Origin of the sequence: Rubritalea tangerina (assembly GCF_042683245.1) — a bacterium.
Lineage (GTDB): Bacteria > Verrucomicrobiota > Verrucomicrobiia > Verrucomicrobiales > Akkermansiaceae > Rubritalea > Rubritalea tangerina.
Map to the genome: position 1 here is coordinate 1 of NZ_JBHUJB010000047.1, position 20,575 is coordinate 20,575.

Annotated in this window: 15 protein-coding genes; 10 read left to right on the top strand and 5 right to left on the bottom strand. The window is 52.2% G+C overall.

The window, feature by feature from the left end; all coding sequences use genetic code 11:
• Nucleotides 1-574: 574 nt before the first annotated feature.
• Nucleotides 575-1,789 carry an alpha/beta hydrolase gene (locus ACFSW8_RS11660; RefSeq protein WP_377178302.1) on the bottom strand — a complete coding sequence of 405 codons (1,215 nt, stop codon included), beginning with the start codon at nucleotides 1,787-1,789 and terminating at the stop codon, nucleotides 575-577.
• Nucleotides 1,790-2,384: 595 nt separating this feature from the next.
• On the opposite strand from ACFSW8_RS11660, the gene ACFSW8_RS11665 reads away from it, so the two are divergent.
• The 6 genes from ACFSW8_RS11665 to pheT all read left to right on the top strand — a co-directional run bounded on the left by ACFSW8_RS11665 (nucleotide 2,385) and on the right by pheT (nucleotide 7,833).
• Nucleotides 2,385-2,669, top strand: a complete 285-nt coding sequence (locus tag ACFSW8_RS11665) for a putative quinol monooxygenase (RefSeq protein ID WP_377178304.1) — start codon at nucleotides 2,385-2,387, stop codon at nucleotides 2,667-2,669.
• A gap of 75 nt (nucleotides 2,670-2,744) precedes the next feature.
• Nucleotides 2,745-3,761 carry a phenylalanine--tRNA ligase subunit alpha gene (pheS, locus tag ACFSW8_RS11670; protein WP_377091401.1) on the top strand — a complete coding sequence of 339 codons (1,017 nt, stop codon included), beginning with the start codon at nucleotides 2,745-2,747 and terminating at the stop codon, nucleotides 3,759-3,761.
• 101 nt (nucleotides 3,762-3,862) lie between these two features.
• Nucleotides 3,863-4,174 (top strand): hypothetical protein, encoded by a 312-nt coding sequence (locus tag ACFSW8_RS11675; protein WP_377087653.1) that lies wholly within the window; start codon nucleotides 3,863-3,865, stop codon nucleotides 4,172-4,174.
• A gap of 105 nt (nucleotides 4,175-4,279) precedes the next feature.
• The gene (locus ACFSW8_RS11680; RefSeq protein WP_377087651.1) at nucleotides 4,280-4,849 is read left to right on the top strand and encodes a DUF6036 family nucleotidyltransferase; all 570 of its coding nucleotides are present in this window, start codon (nucleotides 4,280-4,282) and stop codon (nucleotides 4,847-4,849) included.
• Nucleotides 4,850-4,907: 58 nt separating this feature from the next.
• Entirely contained in the window at nucleotides 4,908-5,285 is a 378-nt protein-coding gene (locus ACFSW8_RS11685; RefSeq protein WP_377087650.1) for a type II and III secretion system protein family protein, read from the top strand.
• Between the two features lie 148 nt (nucleotides 5,286-5,433).
• The gene (gene pheT, locus ACFSW8_RS11690) at nucleotides 5,434-7,833 is read left to right on the top strand and encodes a phenylalanine--tRNA ligase subunit beta (protein WP_377087648.1); all 2,400 of its coding nucleotides are present in this window, start codon (nucleotides 5,434-5,436) and stop codon (nucleotides 7,831-7,833) included.
• A 108-nt stretch (nucleotides 7,834-7,941) separates the two neighbouring features.
• Here the strand turns inward: pheT and pdxH are convergent, their stop codons facing one another.
• Together pdxH and ACFSW8_RS11700 are read right to left on the bottom strand one after the other, a co-directional pair.
• A complete protein-coding gene (gene pdxH / locus ACFSW8_RS11695; protein WP_377087647.1) occupies nucleotides 7,942-8,583 on the bottom strand; it encodes a pyridoxamine 5'-phosphate oxidase in 642 nt (213 codons plus the stop codon).
• Between the two features lie 26 nt (nucleotides 8,584-8,609).
• The gene (locus tag ACFSW8_RS11700; protein WP_377091400.1) at nucleotides 8,610-9,338 is read right to left on the bottom strand and encodes a uracil-DNA glycosylase family protein; all 729 of its coding nucleotides are present in this window, start codon (nucleotides 9,336-9,338) and stop codon (nucleotides 8,610-8,612) included.
• Between the two features lie 153 nt (nucleotides 9,339-9,491).
• Here ACFSW8_RS11700 and ACFSW8_RS11705 point away from each other — a divergent pair, with 153 nt between their 5' ends.
• The gene (locus ACFSW8_RS11705) at nucleotides 9,492-10,592 is read left to right on the top strand and encodes an aminopeptidase (RefSeq protein ID WP_377087645.1); all 1,101 of its coding nucleotides are present in this window, start codon (nucleotides 9,492-9,494) and stop codon (nucleotides 10,590-10,592) included.
• A gap of 306 nt (nucleotides 10,593-10,898) precedes the next feature.
• The gene (locus tag ACFSW8_RS11710; RefSeq protein WP_377087644.1) at nucleotides 10,899-11,990 is read left to right on the top strand and encodes a DUF389 domain-containing protein; all 1,092 of its coding nucleotides are present in this window, start codon (nucleotides 10,899-10,901) and stop codon (nucleotides 11,988-11,990) included.
• A 141-nt stretch (nucleotides 11,991-12,131) separates the two neighbouring features.
• On the opposite strand, the gene ACFSW8_RS11715 is transcribed toward ACFSW8_RS11710, so the two are convergent.
• Complete coding sequence (locus tag ACFSW8_RS11715; protein WP_377087643.1) at nucleotides 12,132-12,743, bottom strand: carbohydrate binding domain-containing protein; 612 nt, start codon at nucleotides 12,741-12,743, stop codon at nucleotides 12,132-12,134.
• 86 nt (nucleotides 12,744-12,829) lie between these two features.
• Complete coding sequence (locus ACFSW8_RS11720) at nucleotides 12,830-16,447, bottom strand: sulfatase-like hydrolase/transferase (RefSeq protein ID WP_377087640.1); 3,618 nt, start codon at nucleotides 16,445-16,447, stop codon at nucleotides 12,830-12,832.
• Between the two features lie 299 nt (nucleotides 16,448-16,746).
• Between ACFSW8_RS11720 and ACFSW8_RS11725 the strand changes: the two genes are divergently transcribed.
• Nucleotides 16,747-18,756: a family 20 glycosylhydrolase gene (locus tag ACFSW8_RS11725; RefSeq protein WP_377178306.1), complete on the top strand. Its 2,010-nt coding sequence runs from the start codon at nucleotides 16,747-16,749 to the stop codon at nucleotides 18,754-18,756.
• 8 nt (nucleotides 18,757-18,764) lie between these two features.
• Nucleotides 18,765-20,447, top strand: a complete 1,683-nt coding sequence (locus ACFSW8_RS11730) for a sialidase family protein (RefSeq protein WP_377087636.1) — start codon at nucleotides 18,765-18,767, stop codon at nucleotides 20,445-20,447.
• Nucleotides 20,448-20,575 lie beyond the last annotated feature (128 nt).

Sequence of the window (20,575 nt, forward strand, 5' to 3'; positions counted from 1 at the left end):
GGATGGATCGAAGAAGTCGTAAGTCGCTGATGGATAAACTACAGCTCCTTAAGTGAACGCGCATGTTCGACCACGTAGGATTCTTGCTGCGATTTGCTTGGCTTCCGCAGAGGAAGTGATGCTATGAGCTTGTATCGATTTACCGGAAAGTTTCCACCAGATACCGAATAAATGGTCACATTACTTATCTCCCCTTGGGTTCAAACCTGGCTGGGAGACGAGTTTCAGGAGAAAACCATGGGGCTAGTTTTGAATATACAGATCTCAATGCCAAAGGTGCAGGGGTGTAAGGATCTGTATCATTTTTAAGCCTGAAGTCTTTCAGACTTCTAGTGGATTTTTGTGATTACCCAGAGTTGGCTTTGCCACTCTGGGCTGGGTGCGGAAACCTCGTTGAGGTTTGGCAATTCCTTTGAGGGCGACTTGGGGGATGCGTTCATGCCGGTGGTGACGCGGTGGTATTTCGGTTCGTTTCAAATGGTTTGTTTGGAATGGCATGTCATCGGGCTTCACTACGTACCATTTTTGTTTGTCTGGTTCTCGAAGAGGGGAATGCGTTACTGGGAAGTGAGAATTATTGGTTATAAAAATTTTCGTCTATGATCCAGAAGAGTGAGCCTTTTTGATGTAGTGGGCGACCATGTTCTGGGCCTGGTGATTTGTTAAATCGGAGGGCTAGCACTAAGTCTGATGAGACGATGGTATTTGCGATATGGAATTCATGGCCAAATGAGCCGCCGAGGCGTCCACGGTACTCTACAGTGGCATCTTCTTTGCCAAAGAAGCCTGAGTAAAACTCTATCGCCTCTAAGTCATCTGCACTGAGTCGATCCCATCTGATGCGTCCCCAGCGGCTGCTGCTAAAGAGGTATTCGGCTATGCCGATGGCCTTATCTCTTCCTGAAGTGTAGGTGAGCCACCGGCGTGAGATTCTGTTAGCGCCTGAGTCTGTAAGTTTTTCTAGGCCAATCTCACCGCTGACATCTGGAGCTGCGAGCACGACGTTGCGGATTTTATAGCGGCTTTGAGGGTTTTGCCCTCTCGCTAATGACTCCAGTGCGAGTTCACGCAGGGTATTGATGGTCACGTCAGCGCCTCTACTATGGGCAATCAGATGGACTCCTTCGACCTCTGGCATGTCACTGATCCATTTCAACAATCGCTTGAAATGGAAGACGGTCAGTTCACTGGATTCTCGGTCATAAGCGTAGCCACGCAGGAGGCTACCACTGCCGGCTGGCCAGGTGTAGGTGATTGGCACCATTTCTCTTCCCATGAAGTGCCAGAGGCCAGCTGTGGTGCATAGTGACTTTTCGAAGTCTGTGGCGAAGCCGTGGACATAGATTAAGAGTTCTTTTTTAGGAGACAGCTTGAGGCGTTGCTGGATTAAGCGTTTAGTATCCGCGATGGCTTCAGCTTCCTCAGATTTCACAGCAGGAGCGGCACTGGAGTGTTGGTGTCGATTGAGATACTTGAGGGGGTAGTTAGGAGTGCGCACTTTTTCGTCGACTGAGCGAATGCGCATTTTATAGGGGGCCTTTCGGGTGCTTTTCGTTGCGTCGGTGGCAAGTTCTTCCCAGCTTGTATTTTTCTGGAAGCCGACAATTGCTTCACCGACAGCAAAGGAACGGTCTCGTCCAATCCCATAAGACCAATTTTGAGGGGTCTTGTTAGTGGGTTTACGGTCTGTGACGTACAAGATTGGCATTTCGGGCCTCTTCAGCTCAGTGGGTAAGTTGTTGGAGAATGCTGGCTGAGCCCCATGTGAGTAAAGGGCTGGGGTGGGCATCAGGTGGTTCGGGGGGTGGCAGCCGACAAGGATGAAAAGGGTGGAGAGCCAGCATAGATTTCTCAATTGCCGCATTGGGTTTAGGCAGGGCTTTGCTAGCAATCTAGAGCTTGGGTTTGCCTTGGTTTGTGGTGAAGCGGCTCGTTGCATGTTGGGAGATTTCGACTTGATAGCGAATGAAAAGTGGCGGGTGCGGTCGGGCGGTTGTACCAAATCGCACTTCAAAAAAGACAAATGATGATTTTTGGGGGCCTTGATGCATTGCGCTGCGCGAGAGAAATTTAGGATCGGGCTCTTTGTTAATGAATCAGCGTTTCTCTTCAGTCATCCCGCGGGTGCGGGACTTCTTCATCGCGCCTTGATTCCTGAACAAATTGCACCGTCATTTGACTTTTTTGAATCACGAAGTGGTATTAGTCTGTTAGGAAGTTATTCTTTTTACTGTTTAGCATGGCTTTCTGGAAAGCATTTTTTTGGTGCGGTTGTTGTGGGTGGCAAGTGGGGAATTGTGGGCATTCTTTGGGCTTGATGGGGGAGTTTTTGTTTGAGATTGGCTGTTGTGGTGGCTAGGTTTTGCGAACACAAGAAACTGGATATGATTGCGAAGAAGATTAATTTAAGGGCTGAGGTTGGATGTGCGGATGCGCTTGCTGCGCTGCTCGTGTTTATGGTGGAGGAGTCGAAGCCGGAGCCGGGGTGTGTGGAGTATGTGTTGTATCAACAGAAGGAAGAGCCTGAGGAGTTTTTCTTGATTGAGGTATGGGAGAGTGGAGAGCATTTGGAGGCGCATAAGCAAACGGCGCACTTTGCGCAATTTAAGGAGAAGGCTCCGGCCTTGGTCGCTAGCAAGTCGTCTGAGGAGCTCAATCATTTTCTCTAGGGGGATGGGTACCCTTATGGGAGTGGGAGAAACCAGTGGACAGAGTGGGGGAAATATGGCACGGCTTTGCCGTCCATGAAACAGGAACTTGAAACGATCCAAGCTGATGCTCTCAGCGCCATTGAAGCTGCTTCTGATCAGAAAATTCTCGATGAGGCACGTGTGGCCTTTCTCGGAAAGAAGGGGCGATTGACTGCCGCTTCTGCAGCGATGAAAGACCTGCCAAACGAGGAAAAGCCTGCGTATGGTCAGGCACTTAACGTGGCGCGTCAGGCTATTACGGCAGCGATCGAGTCCAAGCTAGCCGCTTTACAGGAAGAGGCTGACAAGAAGTCCGTGGAAGGCATTGATGTGACATTGCCAGCACGCGAGTTGCTAGAAGGCGGGTTGCATCCACTTACCTTGGTGAAGGATCGTGCGATTCAGATATTGCGACGCATGGGTTTTGCACTTGCTGAGGGGCCGGAGATTGAGACTGAGTACCATTGTTTTGATGCGCTGAACACACCGGATGACCACCCGGCGCGCAACGAGAAGGACACGTTTTATTTTGATAGTGGCAAGTTACTGCGCACGCACACATCTTCTGTACAGATTCGTACGATGGAGAAGGCGACGCCACCGGTGCGGATTATTGCTCCGGGGTCAGCGTACCGCCGTGATGAGATTGACGCGACGCACTTGTCAGTCTTCAACCAGCTCGAAGGTTTATTTGTGGCTGAGGATGTGAAGTTGGGCGACCTGAAGGGGACGCTTGAGTATTTCTTCCGTGCGATGTTTGGCAATGAGACTGAGGTTCGGTTCCGTCCACACTTTTTCCCGTTCACTGAGCCAAGTTTCGAGATCGATGTGAAGTTACACGTCAAGGGCCAGAAGCCGAAGTGGATTGAGGTTGCGGGCTGCGGCATGGTGGATCCAGCGGTATTTTCATCACTCGCGGAGAGCCGTGGCGACGATTTGTTTGACCCTGAGAAGGTGACAGGTTTTGCCTTTGGTATGGGGCTAGATCGATTGGCGATGATTCAGTGGGGGATCAAGGACATCCGTCTATTGATTGAGAATGACACGCGTTTCTTGAAGCAATTTGCGTAAATTGGCAGGGGCGATTGAGGCGTGGGGCTCAGGTCGCTTAATCATTGGGCATCGATCACATCCTTTACAGGAGAGATTTTTTTGCTTAGCTTGAATGTTACATGGTCGATAGCGAAACTATTCACACCTTATTAGCTGAGAAAGCGGCGGGCGTTGAGCGTATGCGTCAGCGTCAGTTGAGGGTGCATGCACGTCTCGCGGAATTTGTGGAACATAACCCTGACGCGATGGCGCAGGGATTGGCAAAAGTACGCAGCCAGCTAGCTCGACCATTGTGTGCGGCGCGTGAGATATACATGGAGTGGGAGAAGATTTTGCTGACCCAGCCGGCGAGTGCGGTGGCAAATTTGTTGAGGGACACGAGTTCATCGACCGAGCAATTGCGTTCATGCGCGCCTTTTTGTTTGTCCTGAGCGGAAGTTTGGGGAGGTGCAACAGACGATGTTGCCACAATGATTTGGTGGCATGTGGGGGAGGATCGGGTAGATTCGCAGTGTGCTTAATGCGGCATTTAGGATATGAATGAGCCAATGAGTAGTGCGAGGGAATTATTTGAGGAAGATTTGAAGACGGCCTTGGAGGCGGCGGCGCGGGCGTATGACCGCAAGCGTTTTGTGGTGGTGGGTTCGGCATCGATCTTAGCGTCATTTCCGGATGCGCCAGGGTATTTAAGGTTGTCAGCGGACATTGACATGTTTCCGATTCGGAAGTTGAAGACGGAGACCTTCAAGCCTGGGGATGATCTGGTGGGGCAGGCGAGTCCCTTTGAATCTGAGAACGATTTTTATGTTGAGCGGGTGGGGGACTGGACGATGTTATCGCAACCAGAGGGATGGCTGGAGCGCTGTGTGAAGTTTGAGGTGGGTGAGATCACCGGCTATTGTTTGGACCCGATAGATTTGGCGTACAATAAGACGGAGGCTGGACGTCAGAAGGACATTGATTTTGTGGCAGGGATGATTAATGAGGGGATTATTAGTCGCGAGGAGCTGGAGGCATTTATCCATGAGCGATGTCCTCACCCAGACTTATTGCCGAATGTGCTGAAGCATTACGCATTGGTGTGTGCGGGCCTGGATGAAGTTTAGGCGGGTGGGGGTGATTAGGGATTGAATTGGGGTGGGGAAGCTTGCGAGGGTATGAGGCATGATTCGATTGGTATTGGCAGGTATGGTGGTGTTAGGGCTGACGGGCTGTGGTGGGATTCGTTATGCGCAGCATGATGCTCGTGCTGTACGCTCGGGGGGCGAGTTGAGTCCTGTGCATTTGGAGGTAGGTGGAGCCAAGAAGGTGGTCACGCACAGGCAAGGTGTGGCGCTTGTTGGGGGATACCGGGAGGGGGTATGGTTGGAGGATGAGAGTGTGGCGGAGGTGCGCTATGGTGATGGTTCCGATAGATTTGCGCCGGAGGTGTACTTGGTGGGCAAAAAGGAGGGGGAGACATGGGCATGGTACGGGAATCGTTTGGGTTCGGCTCCCAGAGGAGATCAAGTGGCTGGGAGGTTTCGGGTGGAGGTGCGGTGATTTTCTGCAGAGGGATGGAAGGTTTGACATTTGGGTGAAATTCCTGCAGTGAAAGCGCATCCCATCGTGGTGTTTCGGATAGGGTTTCATCCCATCGGGGCACTTAGGACCAACTACAACTTCGCATCGCAAAGCGGTGCTTCATACCATGAACGTCTCATTCAACTGGCTTAACGACCACCTCGACCTCAGCGATCACAGTCTCGAACAACTCGATGACCTTCTCACCTTTGCAGGTGTAGAAGTAGAGGGGATATCAAGGACTGGTGTGCCATCAGACAAGATTGTGGTGGCGCAAATTATGGAGGCGGTTCAGCATCCAGATGCGGACAAATTGAAGGTGACTCAGGTGGATGCTGGCGAAGGCGCCCTACGCCAGATCGTCTGTGGTGCGAAGAACTACAAGGTGGGAGATAAGGTGCCCTGTTGTTTACCTGGAGCGAGTCTTGGCTCATTCACGATTGGTGAGACAAAGATGCGCGGTGTGGAGTCCAAGGGGATGTTGGCAGCGGCAAGCGAGATTGGTTTGGTGGACGAGGAAGATGGTTTGATGATTTTACCTGCGGATGCAGAGGTTGGTAAGCCACTGGTGGAGATCTTTGAGTCTGACACGATCATTGAGGTGGAGATCACTCCGAACCGCCCAGATTTGTTGAGCCACACTGGGATGGCACGCGAGCTCTCGGCCTTGACTGGTAAGGAGCGCAAGCCATTTGAGCAACCGAGTTTGGAGACGACAGCTGCCAGCACGGTGACGATTTCCGCGGAAGAGCGTTGTCCGCTTTACACGGCGACAAAGATTTCGGGTGTGAAAGTTACTGAGAGCCCAGCATGGCTTAAGACTAAGCTGGAAGCGATCGGTTTGAGCCCGATTAACAATGTGGTGGATATCACCAATTTTGTATTGCACGAGCTTGGGCATCCCCTTCACGCATTTGATGCGGCGAAGGTGGAGGGAGCCTTGGACATTCGTTTAGCCAATGATGGTGAGAAGTTTGATGCGCTCGACGGATCTGAGCACGCACTCACCACAGAAGACCTTTTGATTTCTGATGCTTCCGGTAACGCGCTTGCGCTTGCTGGTATCATGGGTGGTGAAGCGTCAGGGGTTACAGAAGTAACGACTGATGTGATTCTGGAAGCAGCCTACTTCACGCCTTCCTTTATCCGTCGCAGTTCTCGCCGCACAGCGCTTAGCTCTGATTCTTCTTACCGTTTCGAACGTGGTACTGACCCGCAGGCAGTGTATAATGCGGCAGCTCTGGCGGCGAAACTGATTGTCGAAATCGCAGGTGGTATCATTGAAGGTGCTACCGAAGTGGCAGGTGAAGCACCTGTGCTCACGCAGCCCGTGACACTTGACATTGCAAAGCTTGAGCAGCTCATGGGTGGCAGCATCACGCTTGATGCAGCGAAAGCGATTCTCACCAAGCTCGGTCTGACTGAGGGTGCAGATAACAGCTGGGAAGTTCCAAGCTACCGTCTTGATCTTCAACGTCACATCGACCTCGTCGAAGAGATCGCGCGCGTGCACGGTCTTGAAAATGTCGAGAGCCGCTTCGTCGGTGCTTACGTGGACGAGAGCGATGTCGACAAGGCATACGATTATCAGCTGAAGCTGAAGCAGCAGCTTGCAGCACTAGGTTTTTACGAGACGCAGACGATCAAGTTGATTGCTGAGCACTCTAACGACAACATGGTCGCTCAGATGTGTGACGCACTTCCACAGCGCCCGCTGATGGATGGCGATCTTGTCAAAGTTTCTCTACCGCTTTCCGAAGACCACGCCGTCATGCGCCCAAGTCTTGTACCTGGACTTGTTGCAGTAGCAGCTCGCAACATTCGCCAAGGCCGCAAGTCGCTTCGTTTCTTCGAAATGGGTAAGCAGTTCCGCAACGCAGGTGGTGGTAAGGCAAAAGATCTTGAAGCTGAGTCTCTGGCACTTCTCATTTCCGGTACAGATGCTCCAGTGAACTGGGCAAACAAAGTTCCAAGCATTGCGGATCTCTATGATCTCAAGGCGGTGATCACCGCAGCTCTTCCTAAGGCTGTTGTTCAGCTCAAGGAGCGTAAGCGCGATGGCTTCATTCTCGCAGCGGATGTGTTAGCGGACGGTAAGCCAATTGGCGCTTTCGCTCAGCTGACTCCAGCACGCTGCCGTGCGATCGATGCGAACCACCCGGTGTATGTCGCAGAACTCGATCTAGCGAAGCTCCAGCAGCTTGCCACGGGTATTGAGAAAGTAGATCCACTACCACAATTTCCGGGGTCTAGCCGCGATGCAGCGATGGAAGCTCCAATCACTCTTGAAAACGCAGCGATTGAAAATGCGATCAAGAAGCACAACGAGATGCTCTTAGTCGATTACCATTGCTTTGATGTCTTCACGGATCCGACTGGTGAGAAGATCGCAGCCGACAAGAAGTCTGTGGCCTACAGCTTTACCTATCGTTCCCCGGAGAAGACGCTCAAGGCAAAGGAAGTGGACAAGGCGCACCAAGCTTTACTCGATTTCTTGGCCAAGAGCGTCAAGGTGAGCTTCCGCTAGATGCTGGCCTGTGGAGGAGTTATGCTAAATTGCACTCCTTCACTCCGCCTTGACTCCTGAACAAATTGCACCGTCATTTGAGTCTTTTGAATCACGAAGTGGTATTACTCAGGGTGAGAGGCGATCGAGGGACCATTCGGAGGCGTCATCAGACTTGGAGTAGAGGATGCGGTCGTGGAGGCGAGCTGGGCCACCTTGCCAGAATTCGATATGGTGGGGAATGACTCGGTAGCCGCCCCAGAACTCGGGGAGTGGGACTTCGCCGGGAGCGTATTGTTTATTGAGTTCGTCGAGTTTTGTAGCGAGCCATTCGCGGTCTGGAATGACTGAGCTTTGGTAGGATACCCAAGCGCCGAGTTGGCTATCATGTGGGCGGCTTTGGAAGTACTTGAGGGATTCTTCTTTGGAGATTTTTTCGATACGACCGAGCACGACGACTTGGCGTTCGAGGTTGATCCAAGGAAAGAGGAGTGAGACTTGTGGGTTTTCCGCGATTTCTTTGGCTTTACGGCTTTGGTAGTTCGTGAAGAAGACGAAGCCTTGGGTGTCGAAATATTTCAGGAGGACAGTTCGCAGTGAGGGGGCGGCGGCGGAGGAAGCCGTGGCGATGGACATGGCATTGGGTTCTGGGTAGTCGGCATCGACTGCCTGTTGGAACCACTTGGTAAATTGTTGGAATGGGCAAGGTTCGACGGAGCTACGAGTGAGTGCGTCTTTGAGGTATTCTTGGCGGTAGTCAGAGAGGTCCATGGTATAAAGAAAGAGAATGCGTTAGATTAGTGCCAGACACCGAGTTCGATGAGTTGTTTTTCAGGAAGTTCTGGCCACGATTTATTTGCGAGGGGAGAAGCTGGGGATGGGTGGAGGATTTTGCCGATTTTAAACTTGGTGTTGGGGTGGTATTGTTTGACTGCGGTCTTGAGTTGTTTTTCAGCGAAGGCGCCGACACCGATGAGGAATTCAGGTTCGAGGAGGGTGATGAGGGTGGCGAGGTGTTTAAGGCATGCAGCATCTACGGGAGCTGATTCAGCCTTTGGCAGCTTGTCTGGGGTGATATTTCTACCGGTATCAGCCATCCAAACGAGTGGGCAGAAGTTGGCGACGAAGTGGTCGGCGAAGAAGTCCTGAGCGTTTGGGTAGCGTTCGGCGAAGAGTCCCCAGAGGCGGCGTCCGCTGACTTCGGAGCGCGAGCAATCGAAGCCTTCGATGGGGCGTTTTGGGTGTTCGTTATCGGGTTTTGAGACGGGTGCTTGGATACCCATCCAGTCACGGACGGCGGGGATTTCTCCGAAGGGGATACCCGTTTGTGCCATTCCCCAAGGGCCGGGATTCATGCCGAGAAAGAGGACGCGTTTTTTGGAGCACGCGTATCGTTCGAGGTAGGTACGGTGTGACTGCCAGGCGTAGACGAGGGGGTTGTAGGTGTGGGTGACAGGAGAGGAAAAGTGGAGGGGTGCTAGAGCTGCATTGAGCTCATTGGCTGCTTTTTCTAACTCCGTGATCATGGGGGTATGATCGTGCAGATTGATGAGAGTGCAATGCGAAAGAATGGAGAAGTCTGAGGTGGTGGCTTGGTCAGTAGTGGCAAAGAGAACTTGGAAATCGGCAAAGCGATTTGACTCACTTGACAAGTGGTGCGTCATGGCGAGTCTGTGAGCATGCAAGATCCAAGAATTGACCAACTCGCGCAGCAGTTAGTGCGTTTTTCGACAAGCCTCAAGCGCGGTGAGAAAGTGCTGATTGATGTGGCAGAAGTTCCTGATGAAATTGGCATTTCATTGATGCGAGAGGCACGCAAGAAGGGAGCGATTCCATTTTTACGAGTGAATCATGCCAAGTTGAACCGTGAGATGTTGATGGGGGCGACTGATGCGCAGTATGAGGCGATTGCAGCGCATCAGATGGCGGAGATGCAGGACATGGATGCTTACATTGCACTGAGGGGGTCACAGAACATCACTGAGCTGAGTGATGTGCCGGCCAAGAAGATGGCAACTGCGATGCAGCATTTGAGCCCGGTGATGGACCACCGGGTGAAAGAAACGAAGTGGTGTGTCTTGCGTTGGCCTACGCCATCGATGGCGCAGCAGGCGGGAATGAGCACTGAGGCCTTTGAGCAATTTTACTTTGATGTATGCTTGTTAGACTACAAAGCGATGCTTACGCCAGCGCGCGCATTGAAGCGTCTGATGGAGAAGACAGATGTGGTTCAGATTGTTAATCCAGGTACGGATATCACATTTTCTATCAAGGACATTCCGGCTGTCGAGTGCTGTGGGCATTACAACATTCCCGATGGGGAGGTATTTACGGCACCTGTGAAGGATAGTGTGAATGGAGTGATCACGCACAATGCCCCAACTATTTACCAAGGGATTGCTTTTGATAATATTAGGTTGGAATTTCAGCACGGTAAGATTGTGAAAGCAGAGGCTGGTTCGAAGACAAAGGAGCTCAACAAGATATTGGATAGCGATGAAGGTGCGCGTTATGTTGGTGAGTTTGCCTTAGGTTTTCACCCGGTAATTAAGGAGCCGATGCGTGATATTTTATTTGATGAGAAGATTGCGGGTTCTTTCCACTTTACTCCTGGTCAGGCGTACGAGGAAGCGGACAATGGAAACCGGTCGCAGGTGCACTGGGACATGGTATCGATTCAGCGCAAGGACTGGGGTGGTGGTGAGATTTACTTCGATGGCAAGTTGGTGCGTAAGGATGGGCAATTCTTACCGAAGTCACTGCAGAAGTTAAATTTCTAGGGATTTAATTCTTTTGGGATCGAACGATGGCTCTAGGGTGCGCTACGCGATTTTAGAGTAAATCGGATTACCTTAGATACTATCATCGTGGTGGTTCAGTTGTCCCGCGTGTGCGGGACTGCTTCACTCCGACTTGATATACTGCAAGCTCATTCCGACCATTTCGTCTCGTAGCATCGTATTAGGCCGCTCCATCGGGGGGCGGCTTTTTTTTGTGTTTGTCGCGGTGTGAGAAAGAGTTGTGGGTGATCAAGTCTATGGGGTGATTGACTGACCGTAAGTGGTCTGTGTAATCTGCTAGATAGTATGGGTATCAAGAAGGAGCGCATGAAGTTGAGCCATGTATTGGACTATTTGGAGTTGTTCCCAGAGTTAGATGAAGAGGAACGCATTCAGTTAGAGGATCAGCTCAAGGAGGGATCATCGTGGAGTATGAACTTTGGGGTGATGTTAGGTTGTTCGGTATTATTGGCGGGTTTGGGTTTATTGCAGAACTCAGTGGCGGTGATCATTGGGGCGATGTTAGTGGCGCCCTTGATGACGCCCTTGATTGCCACGGGTTTGGGTTTGGTACAGGGGAACTTTGAGTTATTGACGACGGCGGTGAAGTCGATGTGGCGTGGGGTGGCAGTGGGGTTAGGTTTAGGGATTTTATTGCGGGTGTTAACACCGGGCAATGAGTTGACGACGGAGGTAACGGCACGTGGGTCTGCGAACATTTTGGATTTATTTATCGCCTTTTTTGCTGGGGCTGCTGCGGCGTATGCGATGGCACGGCCGAAGATGTCGGGAGCATTGCCTGGGGTTGCGATTGCGGTGGCGTTGGTACCGCCGTTGACGGCATCGGGGATTGCGATTGGCTCACAGGACTGGATGATTGCGCTTGGGGCCTTCATTCTATTTTTGACCAACATGGTGATGATCACCTTGGGCAGTGCCATGGTGTTTCGTGTTCACGGGCTCAAGACCAAGGACATGGATGCGAGTCTGGCGTTGAGTATGAAGCGCATCCTCACGGGTTTGGTTGGGTTGGGAGTCGTGGCGATGGCTCCATTGGGGTATCGGTTGATCGAGCAGGTGAAGCAGGGGCAGGCGAAGCCGGCGGCTTTCCCTTTAGCGGAAGATTTGTGGTACGCGGTCAATGAGCGCGTGGATGCGGAGAAGGGGGTGGAATTGATGCGTGCACTGAGGGCGGGGGTGGAGCGTCCAGGTGACGTTTACATCTTTTTATTAGCTGACCGTCCTGTTCGCCAAGCCTTGCTGGACGATTTAGATGTGCTGGTAACGACGCACATGGGAGATGAGACGGTGAGTGTGGTGCGGGTGGCGCAGAGTGCTCCGGTGATAGCGATGAAGGAGGCCCCACCGCGAGCGATGGTGCCTGAGGTAAAGGAATAGGAGGGAGTGGTGGCCACTCAGGGGAGTTGCACCATGGACCCAATCAACATCATGGTGCTGTCCCCCTGAGTGGCATTCACACTACACGGGTGAATGAAGTTAGATATGGCAGTATGTTAGAAAAAGATTATTGGGGAGGGGTCACTTTTTTTCGACGAGTTGGACATTGCGGATGGAGATGTCGCCTTCGATGTCTCCGAGTTTAAAGATCACGTGGGTGGGTGCTTCACCTGGGTCGGTGGTGGCTTTGGCCCATTCTTTTTTGGCAGCGCTTTCGTTGAAGCCATTTTTTCGGGCGTCTTTATTATCGGTTTTATAGATAGTTTTAAATTCGTAGCTAAAGGTTTGCCACTCAGGGGTGATTTTGAGTTTTGTTAGTTTGAGGTGGAAGTAGTCAGTGAGGTCTTTTTTCGGGCAAGCGAAGTGTGGTCGGCCGACTCCGAAGACAATTTTATTTTTTGGATCGACATTACCTTTGGCCTCGAAGCTGACTGCGTATTGGGTATTGGGCTTTAAGTCGACGAACTGTCTGAAGACGAGGTCACGTGGGTATTCTCCTCTGAGTTTTGAGAATTGGATGCTGCCTTTGCTGATTTTGGGTTCGATGTCTTTAGTGTAGTACCCTTTGGTTGGGCGGATGTCCCATTCTTTGAGGCGTTTTGATTTGAAGTCACCATTTTCGACAATATTGGAGTCGGCTGCATTGGTGAAGTTAATGAGGCAAATGGTAGTGAGTAAGTGGGGTAATTTCATGGTGGTGGTCTACTAAGTTTGTGTCACTTACTATGCCAAGAAATGTGGGGGAGAGCTAGTGGGCAATGGGCTGAAATTGTGGTGTGTTATTGTGGATTAGAGCCCACAGTGACGCGGCCGAAGCTTTTGTCGTTGGATGGGAGGTCTACCTGAACTGGGGTGTTAGCTGGTGTGGTAATGAGCTGTGGCGGGGTGCTGGACCAATCGTTGAGGTCGTTAGAGAATTCGACTTGATAGTGCAGGTGTGTGGTATCTCTGATGGGCGTGAAGTTGATTTGTAGGGTAGCGGGATCGATACTGATAGGGGAGGAGGAGTTAGTGAGATTCGGTGGGGATCCGAAGGCGAACTCTATAATGTTGGATAGTCCATCGGCATCTGGGTCATCGAGTGGGGCGGTGAGGCGTTCGCCATCCCAGGGGTAGGTTGCGGCCCAGTGGTGGTAGAGGGTGTTAGTGGTAGCGTTCTGGATGATTTCTAAGTAATCGACGGCGGCGGTATCTGAGGCAGCCCAGAGGGAGGCGTCTTGATTTCCTTGGAATTTGATTGCGGTGAGTTGAGGTGCTACGGGGTTAGTGGGTAGGGTGATGGGAGTGAATGCTTCGGAGCCGTTGAGGGTGAGAGCTGTGGTGAAGGTGTCAGCGTCGAGGTCGAGGGTGATTGAGACGGTGGCATTATTGAGTGTGCTGGTATTAGATGGGAAGGCGTAGAGTAGGGTAGTGGATGGGTGTCTAGCCTCTAGGACGAGGGTGCCTGAGACTAGTCTGAGTCGGGCAAGGGCGATATCATTTTTTGTCAGATCGTCTCTGAAGCCAAAGCCTAGGCTAGCGCCGGTCTGGCTATTGGTGAGGTCGAGTGAGGAGAGATGGTAATTGAGGGTGAATGATCCGCTGGAGTAGGGGGCACCAGATATAGCGTTAGAGTTACGGTTGTGATTTTTTGAATCTTGTTGGAGGAGGAGTTGGCCAGAGCCATTGGTTGCGACCTTTGGTGAGGTGGCGCCGTAGAAGGTGAGGCCGGAATTGCTTTGGGTATTTTCTAACTGCGAGAGGGCAGTTTCATCGAAGTCCCAGTGTTCCAAGCTTGTACCTTGTTTCGGGATGGGGAGTGTGAGGGTGACGGTAGCGGTGCTAGTTTGGCCGGCTTCATCGATGAGGGTATAGCTGAGAGTGGCGTTGGACGCGAAGTTTTCAGGGGCTTGGTAGAAGATGCGAGAGCCATCGTGGACTGCGGCACCGATGGTGGGGGTAGTCACCGATTGGATTTGAAGTGCTCCTTCACCTTGGTCATTGATGAGTGGGTAGATGATACGCAGTTCACCTGGGACGGTGGTGATAGAATCGTCTGCAGCGAGTGCGGGGAGGGTGGAGCCAGAGTTGGTGAGGGTGAGTGTTTTGTTCCCAGTGTTAGAGGTTGCCCAACCTGCGAGGTTTTCAGACTCGACGCGGTAGCGGTATTTACCTCCGGGGCTGAGTTCGGTATCGATGAAGGTTGTTGTGGTGATGGGGAGGAAGGCAATTTCTCGGTAGCTATCTTCGGCATCTGGGTCTGAGCGTCTGTAGATGATGTTGTGTGTGGCGTTAGAGGCATTGACGTTCCAATCGAGCTGGATCGTGGTATCCGAGAGGGTGGTAAGTGTTAGGTCAGAAGGGGGGGCGTCAGGGAGAGCGGGCAGGGCGTTGATGAAGCCATTATCGACGAGGATTTGTTGTTCGGAGCTCCAAGTGTTAGACCCGGGTTTGGGCATTTTACCGCCAGTGGAGAGGAACTGGTCGTAGATTTGTTTGAGCATTTCATCGGCAAGTTCGGGGCGGGTGGCGGCGAGATCATTTTGTTCATAGGGGTCGGCAGCGAGGTTGTAGAGCTCGAGTTTTCTTTGGACCATGAAGTAGAGGAGCTTGTAGTCACCTTTTCGGTAGGCTGCGATAGCGGGGTTACCTGTACCTTTGTTGGCATTGGTAAAGAAGTGGTGGAGTTCGGTACGAGCTGCGCGTGTGGGTTCTGCGAGTGTTTGCATGAAGCTGATTGAGTCGGTAGCTTCGGCATTTTGTGGGGCACCGGCCATATCGACGAATGTGGAAAAGAAGTCGGCACCGTGGACGAAGGCGTTTGAGCGTGAGCCTGCGGTGGTGAGGCCTGGGTAGTAGACAATGAGCGGGATTTTGAGTCCACCTTCATAGACCCAGGTTTTGCCTTGGCGGTACGGGTAGTTTGAGGTGGGGTATGAGCTGTAGGCATTGGGGGTACCGGATTTGTAGGTGCCGCTCACAGCATCGAATGTGGGGCTGGGGTTGAAGGGGTCTGAGTTATCGTCTTCGAGGGGTTTATTATCATCGATGGGAGTGGTGGATTTACCGCCGTGGTCTGAGCTGACGATGATGATGGTGGTTTCGGAGAGTTTTTTACCTGGGTTGCGTGGGTCATCTGTGGCGGCGAGGTGGGCACGCAGAGCGGCGATGGAGTCGTCATAGGACTTGAGCATAGCGGCGTAGACGAAGTTATCCTGCAGCATACGCGTTTTCGTGGTGGTATCTGTGATGAGTGGGGTGGCGGCCATTGGGTGCGTGGCGAGTTCGGCAGCCATGTTTATTTTTTTAGCTTTGAAGTAGTTGATGTCGCTGATTTTAGCTTCTGCAGGGGTGTGGACGGCATAGTGGGCGAGGGTCAGGAAGAAGGGGTCGTTTGGGTTGGCAGTGAGCGAGTGATTGATGAAGCCGATGGCTTTTTGGGTGAGGCGGTCGGTGATATATTCGCCTTGAACGGGTGCGGTGGTTCCGAAGTCTGGATCATCGAGGTCTGGGAGTTCGAAGGTGTAGTGGCCGAGGTTATGTTGGTTTTCGACTGAGAAGTAGGATGCAGGGGGGGCTCCGGCGTGGCCTGCACCGATACTGACGTCAAAGCCTTGGGCTCGGGGGCCACGGGCTGGTTGATCTCCGAAGGTATAGCCGACAAGGGGGGTAGCGGAGGGCGATTCACCGAGGTGGTATTTGCCGATATAGCAGGTGAGGTAGTCAGCGGTGGTGGCTTCTCCGTAGGTGACATTGTCATTGGGGATGGTGACGCCAGCACCGACTTCGGCCCCAGCGACGGTGGTGCCGCCAGCCCAGAGTCCGCCGCCGATGGGGTCTCCGTGATGGTCGAGGTAGTAGTCGTTATTCGGGATCGCTTCGGGGCGCCAGTCGTATTTACCTGAGAGAATGGAGCGGCGTGCTACCACGCATCGGGGGCCAGAGCAGTAGGCATTATTGATGCTAAGGCCATCAGCTATGAGTTGGTCGAGAGCTGGTGTTTCATAAATGGTCGGGCCGTCGATGGTGGCATCGCGGAGTCCTACGATGTCTTTGTACCCCATATCATCGGCGAGAAAGAAGAGGATGTTCATCTTGATGGTGGTGGTAGCAGGATCGAGGGTGAGCCAAGATGAATGGGGGGTGCCGAGAGCGCGAAGGCGGTAGTAGTAGGTGGTGGAGGGGGTGAGTCCGCGGTCGTAGTGTTGGAAAGCATTTCTTGGGAGGCTGGCGACTGTGGACCACTGGAGGTCACCATTGTGGCGCTGGATTTCATAACCGCTTTCATCGTTCGCATTGTCGTTCCAGCTGAGGGAGATGGTGGTGGGGCCGGCTGGGGATGCGATTCCCTGAGTGGGAGTGTCTGTGGCAATTAGCCAGTTGACACTGAGGAGGAAGGCAGAGAGAAGGGCTTTCATAGGTGACTAAGGATAATCTACTGGCGGCGATCTACAAGTAGTCGACGGATTGAATATTGCGTACGAGGATGTGAGATAACGTCCAAGTGGGAAGAGGAGGGGGAATCTGGTCAGATCGTGGGTGACGAATTCACTGGGAAATGGGTGGGGATGGGATTAGAGTGGTTGGTTGGCAGGACCAGCAATATCGCAAGGTGCAATGGAGTAATTATTCCTACATTGATGATTCCAACATCTACAACTATATGAGATCCCAACGAAAAAAAATGTGCAGGGCAATAGCTCTGTGTTTCTTTGGCATGAGCGCAATTTTGCTCAGAGCTGATGACAGTCGAGTACAGGCGGCCCAGCCTGGATTATTACCCCTTCCTCAGGCCTTGGAGTGGGGGGAGCAGGCGATTGCCTTTGAGAAGGTCAAGGTCGTGCTTCCTCAAGTGAAGGATGCGCCCTTACGCATGCGCCAGATTGAGACTGAGTTACAGGCATTATTGAAGCGCAACAAGGTGGCGGTGGCCGATGATGCAAGCCAGCAGATCCGTTTACGGATTGGCAAAATAGAGGTGCCAGGTCAGTGGGAGGGGCAAGAGGATGAAGCGTATTCATTGGTGGCTGAGAAGCGCGGAGTTGTGATCACCGCGAACACAGTGTCTGGCTTGTATTATGGGGTACAGACATTGCGTCAATTGATGGTGCACAAGGACGGAAAAGCGACGGTAGCAGCGTGTGATATCACAGATTATCCGGCATTCAAGATTCGTGGTTTGATGCACGATGTGGGCAGAAACTTTCAGACGCTCGATCAGCTGAAGATGCAGATTGAGGTAATGGCGAAGCACAAGTTGAACGTGTTTCATTTCCACTGTACCGAGTATCACGGTTGGAGGCTTGAGAGTAAGATTTATCCGAACCTGCAGGCGGATTCCAGTTTCACGCGCAAGCCAGGAAAGTACTACACGCAGAAGGAATTCATCGACTTGGTTGACTTTTGCTGGGCACGCAACATCACAGTGATTCCAGAATTTGACAGCCCTGGTCACTCGGATGCTTTCATGAAGGGTGTGGGAGTGGACAACATGAAGGACCCGAAAGCACTCAAGGCTATTACTGAGTTGATTGATGAGTTGTGTTCTCTGGTACCTAAGGAAAAGATGCCCTATGTGCATGTGGGTACGGACGAAGTGCGCCAAGCCAAGCAGCGGGTGAATGCTGATTACTTACCGGCATTGCACAAGTGTGTGCAGGACAATGGCCGAGAAGTCATTGGTTGGTGCAGTGGGATGACTTTCAAAGGTGCGAAGCAGGTGGCACAGACATGGGCGAAATCGAATCCATGGGGTGGGTGCCAGCACATTGACTCGCGTTCAAACTATGTGAACCACTTAGAGGCATTAGACTTTGGTGTGCGCATGTTTTTCCAGCAACCTTGCCGTCAGCCGAATGGAGATTCCATCCAATTGGGGGGAGTGTTGTGTCACTGGCCAGATACGAAGGTGGACGACGAGAAGTTGATCTTAACGAATAACCCAGTGATTCCAGCATTTGTTGCCTACTCTGAGGGGGTGTGGAAGGGACATGCTGGAAATTATGGTGGGTATTGGGCAAAGTTGCCGAGCAAGGGCACAGCTGAGTATGAAGCGTATGCCGACTTTGAGGATCGCATTGCGGAGCAACGTGATCGTTTCCACAGCAATGTGCCATTCCCGATGGTGAAAACGTATCCGATCGAGTGGCGCTTGTTAGGTCAAGTCGCAGATGGGGCAGTGCCTGATCTTGAGAAGGGGATTGTGAAGGAAAGCTATGATGTGGATGGTGCCAAGTTCAACTGGAGCAAGCCAGTGTATGGCGGAGCGATTCACTCACGTCACTTCTTTGGATTTGCGAGTCACTATGGTGGCAAGCCGAAAGGGAAGGATATCGTGTGGGGAAATACTCACGTGTACAGCCCAGTGGACCAGGAAGTGGATGCTTGGATAGGATTCAACACGATTTCCACATCTGATGACCGTGCGGGGTCAGCTTTGGATGGTTACTGGAGTTCCAACAAGGCGTGTGCCATTTGGATTAATGGTGAGAAGGTGAACCCGCCGAAGTGGGCGAATCCAGGGAAGTTAGGCAAGGAGCTTGCCCTTATTGACAACGTGTACACGAGCCGTGAACCGGCGAAGATCAAATTAAAGAAGGGCTGGAACACAGTGTTAGTGAAGTCTGCACCGACATGGAAGTGGGTGTTTTCATTTAGCCCAGTGGAGAAGCATGGTCTGTCATACCGCGAGGTAGAAGGTCTGAAGTACTCGGCAACTAAACCTTAAGCAGAGAAATGAAATATTCAGTATTAGTAGCGGGCGCATTGGCGACCCAATTGTTAGCAGTAGAGGCACCACGTGTGGTCGGCACACCACCTGCGGACGCAGGGCGTGGCTTGGTTCGCGTATCAGAGAAGGAGATCCGTCACTACCCTGGTAAAGGTGGGAGGCAGATGCTTCAGTCCTTGGACAATGGCGAGACATGGAAGTCTGTGTCATTGCCAAAGACTTATCCTGGGGCGACTTGTCTTTCAAAGGAATCGCCAGCGATTGCGCAGAACCCTGTGACGAAAGAGTATATCCGTTTTGAGCCACTTTATCGTGGCAAGAACAACAACGACGGGGTTTATATCACTGAGGGTGGTATTGACGGGACCTGGAACTTGGTGCGCGACAAGGACGGCAATGCTGTGCGCCCAGGAGGCATTTTGAGAAACCCGTTATGGGTAAACAATAACAAGCGGATTGTGATTCCGGGTCACGGTGGTGGAGCTTGGACTTGGTATTCTGATGATCAGGGATTGAGCTGGGAGCGTTCTAACAAGGTTCAATCGCCAGCGCACAAGCCAGGTGGGATTCACAAGGGAACGCGCTGGAACCACGGGATGGTGGAAGCGACGGTCATTGAGCTGAAGGACAAGAAGCTCTGGATGGTGGCACGCACGGCGCAAGACCAGCATTACGAGAGCTTCTCTGAAGACTTTGGTAAGACTTGGAGTCCGGCTGAGCCATCGCGGTTCTGGGGGACGATTACGATGCCGACTTTCTTCAGGATGGAAGACGGGCGGATGCTTTTCTTGTGGTCGAACACGACTTCTTTGCCGGAAATTGAGACGGCAACTGGACGTGGTGAAGACGCGTTTACGAACCGTGATACGATTCATGCGGCAATCTCTGAGGATGATGGCAAGACGTGGATTGGGTTCCGCGAAATCATTCTGGACGAGCATCGCAACCGTGGCGATTACGGTACTGTCAATGGGAAGCAGGACCGCGGCAAGCACCAGGCAGAAGTGCTTCAGTTAGATGCGAACCGCGTGTTGCTGACCTGTGGTCAGCATGCGATGCATCGTCGATTGATGATCATGGATGTGCGTTGGCTCTATGAGAAGGAGCGTAGTTCAGACATTGCGAAGGACGGGCTGAAGGACTGGACGACGCACCAGTACATTGGCAAGTACGTGGGGCACTGTGCGTATAACCGCACGCCGGGCGCGCAGGTGCAGGACGGGGCTTTGCGATTGTTGCGCGTCAACGATCCTAGTTTGACGAATCAAAACCAGGGAGCGACTTGGAACTTCCCAGCAGGTGACACGGGGCGTCTCACGACGAAGGTGCGCTTGGAGAAAGGTGGGGCAGGATTGCAGATTGCGCTCTGTGATCGATGGTTCAATGCGACGGACCACAGCGTGGACCAGTTTGCCAACTATGTGTTGAAGATCGACGCAGATGGCAAGACCGCGTCAGGCAAGAAGTTGCTGACACCAGGCAAAACCCACGAGCTTGCGATCACTTGGAAGCAGGTAGGAGAGAAGGGTGAGGCAAGCTTGTCACTGGATGGTCGCAAGACGACGATCAAGATCCCCTGTCAGCATGCGACACCGAATGGAGTGAGCTACGTGCACTTCTACAATCCTGCGCTCGGGGAAGATAGCAATGGGGTTTCTATCCTGAGTACCCATGCACAGGTGAAGTAATTATTTTTGTACTAATGTGTTGGGAGGGTAGCCTGAGAGGGCTGCCCTTTTTTTGAGCCTGAGGAGTTTTGGTCTGAATAAAGACCAAGTGGATGGGTGTTAACTTTGTGGAAGGTGGTCGTAGCCTT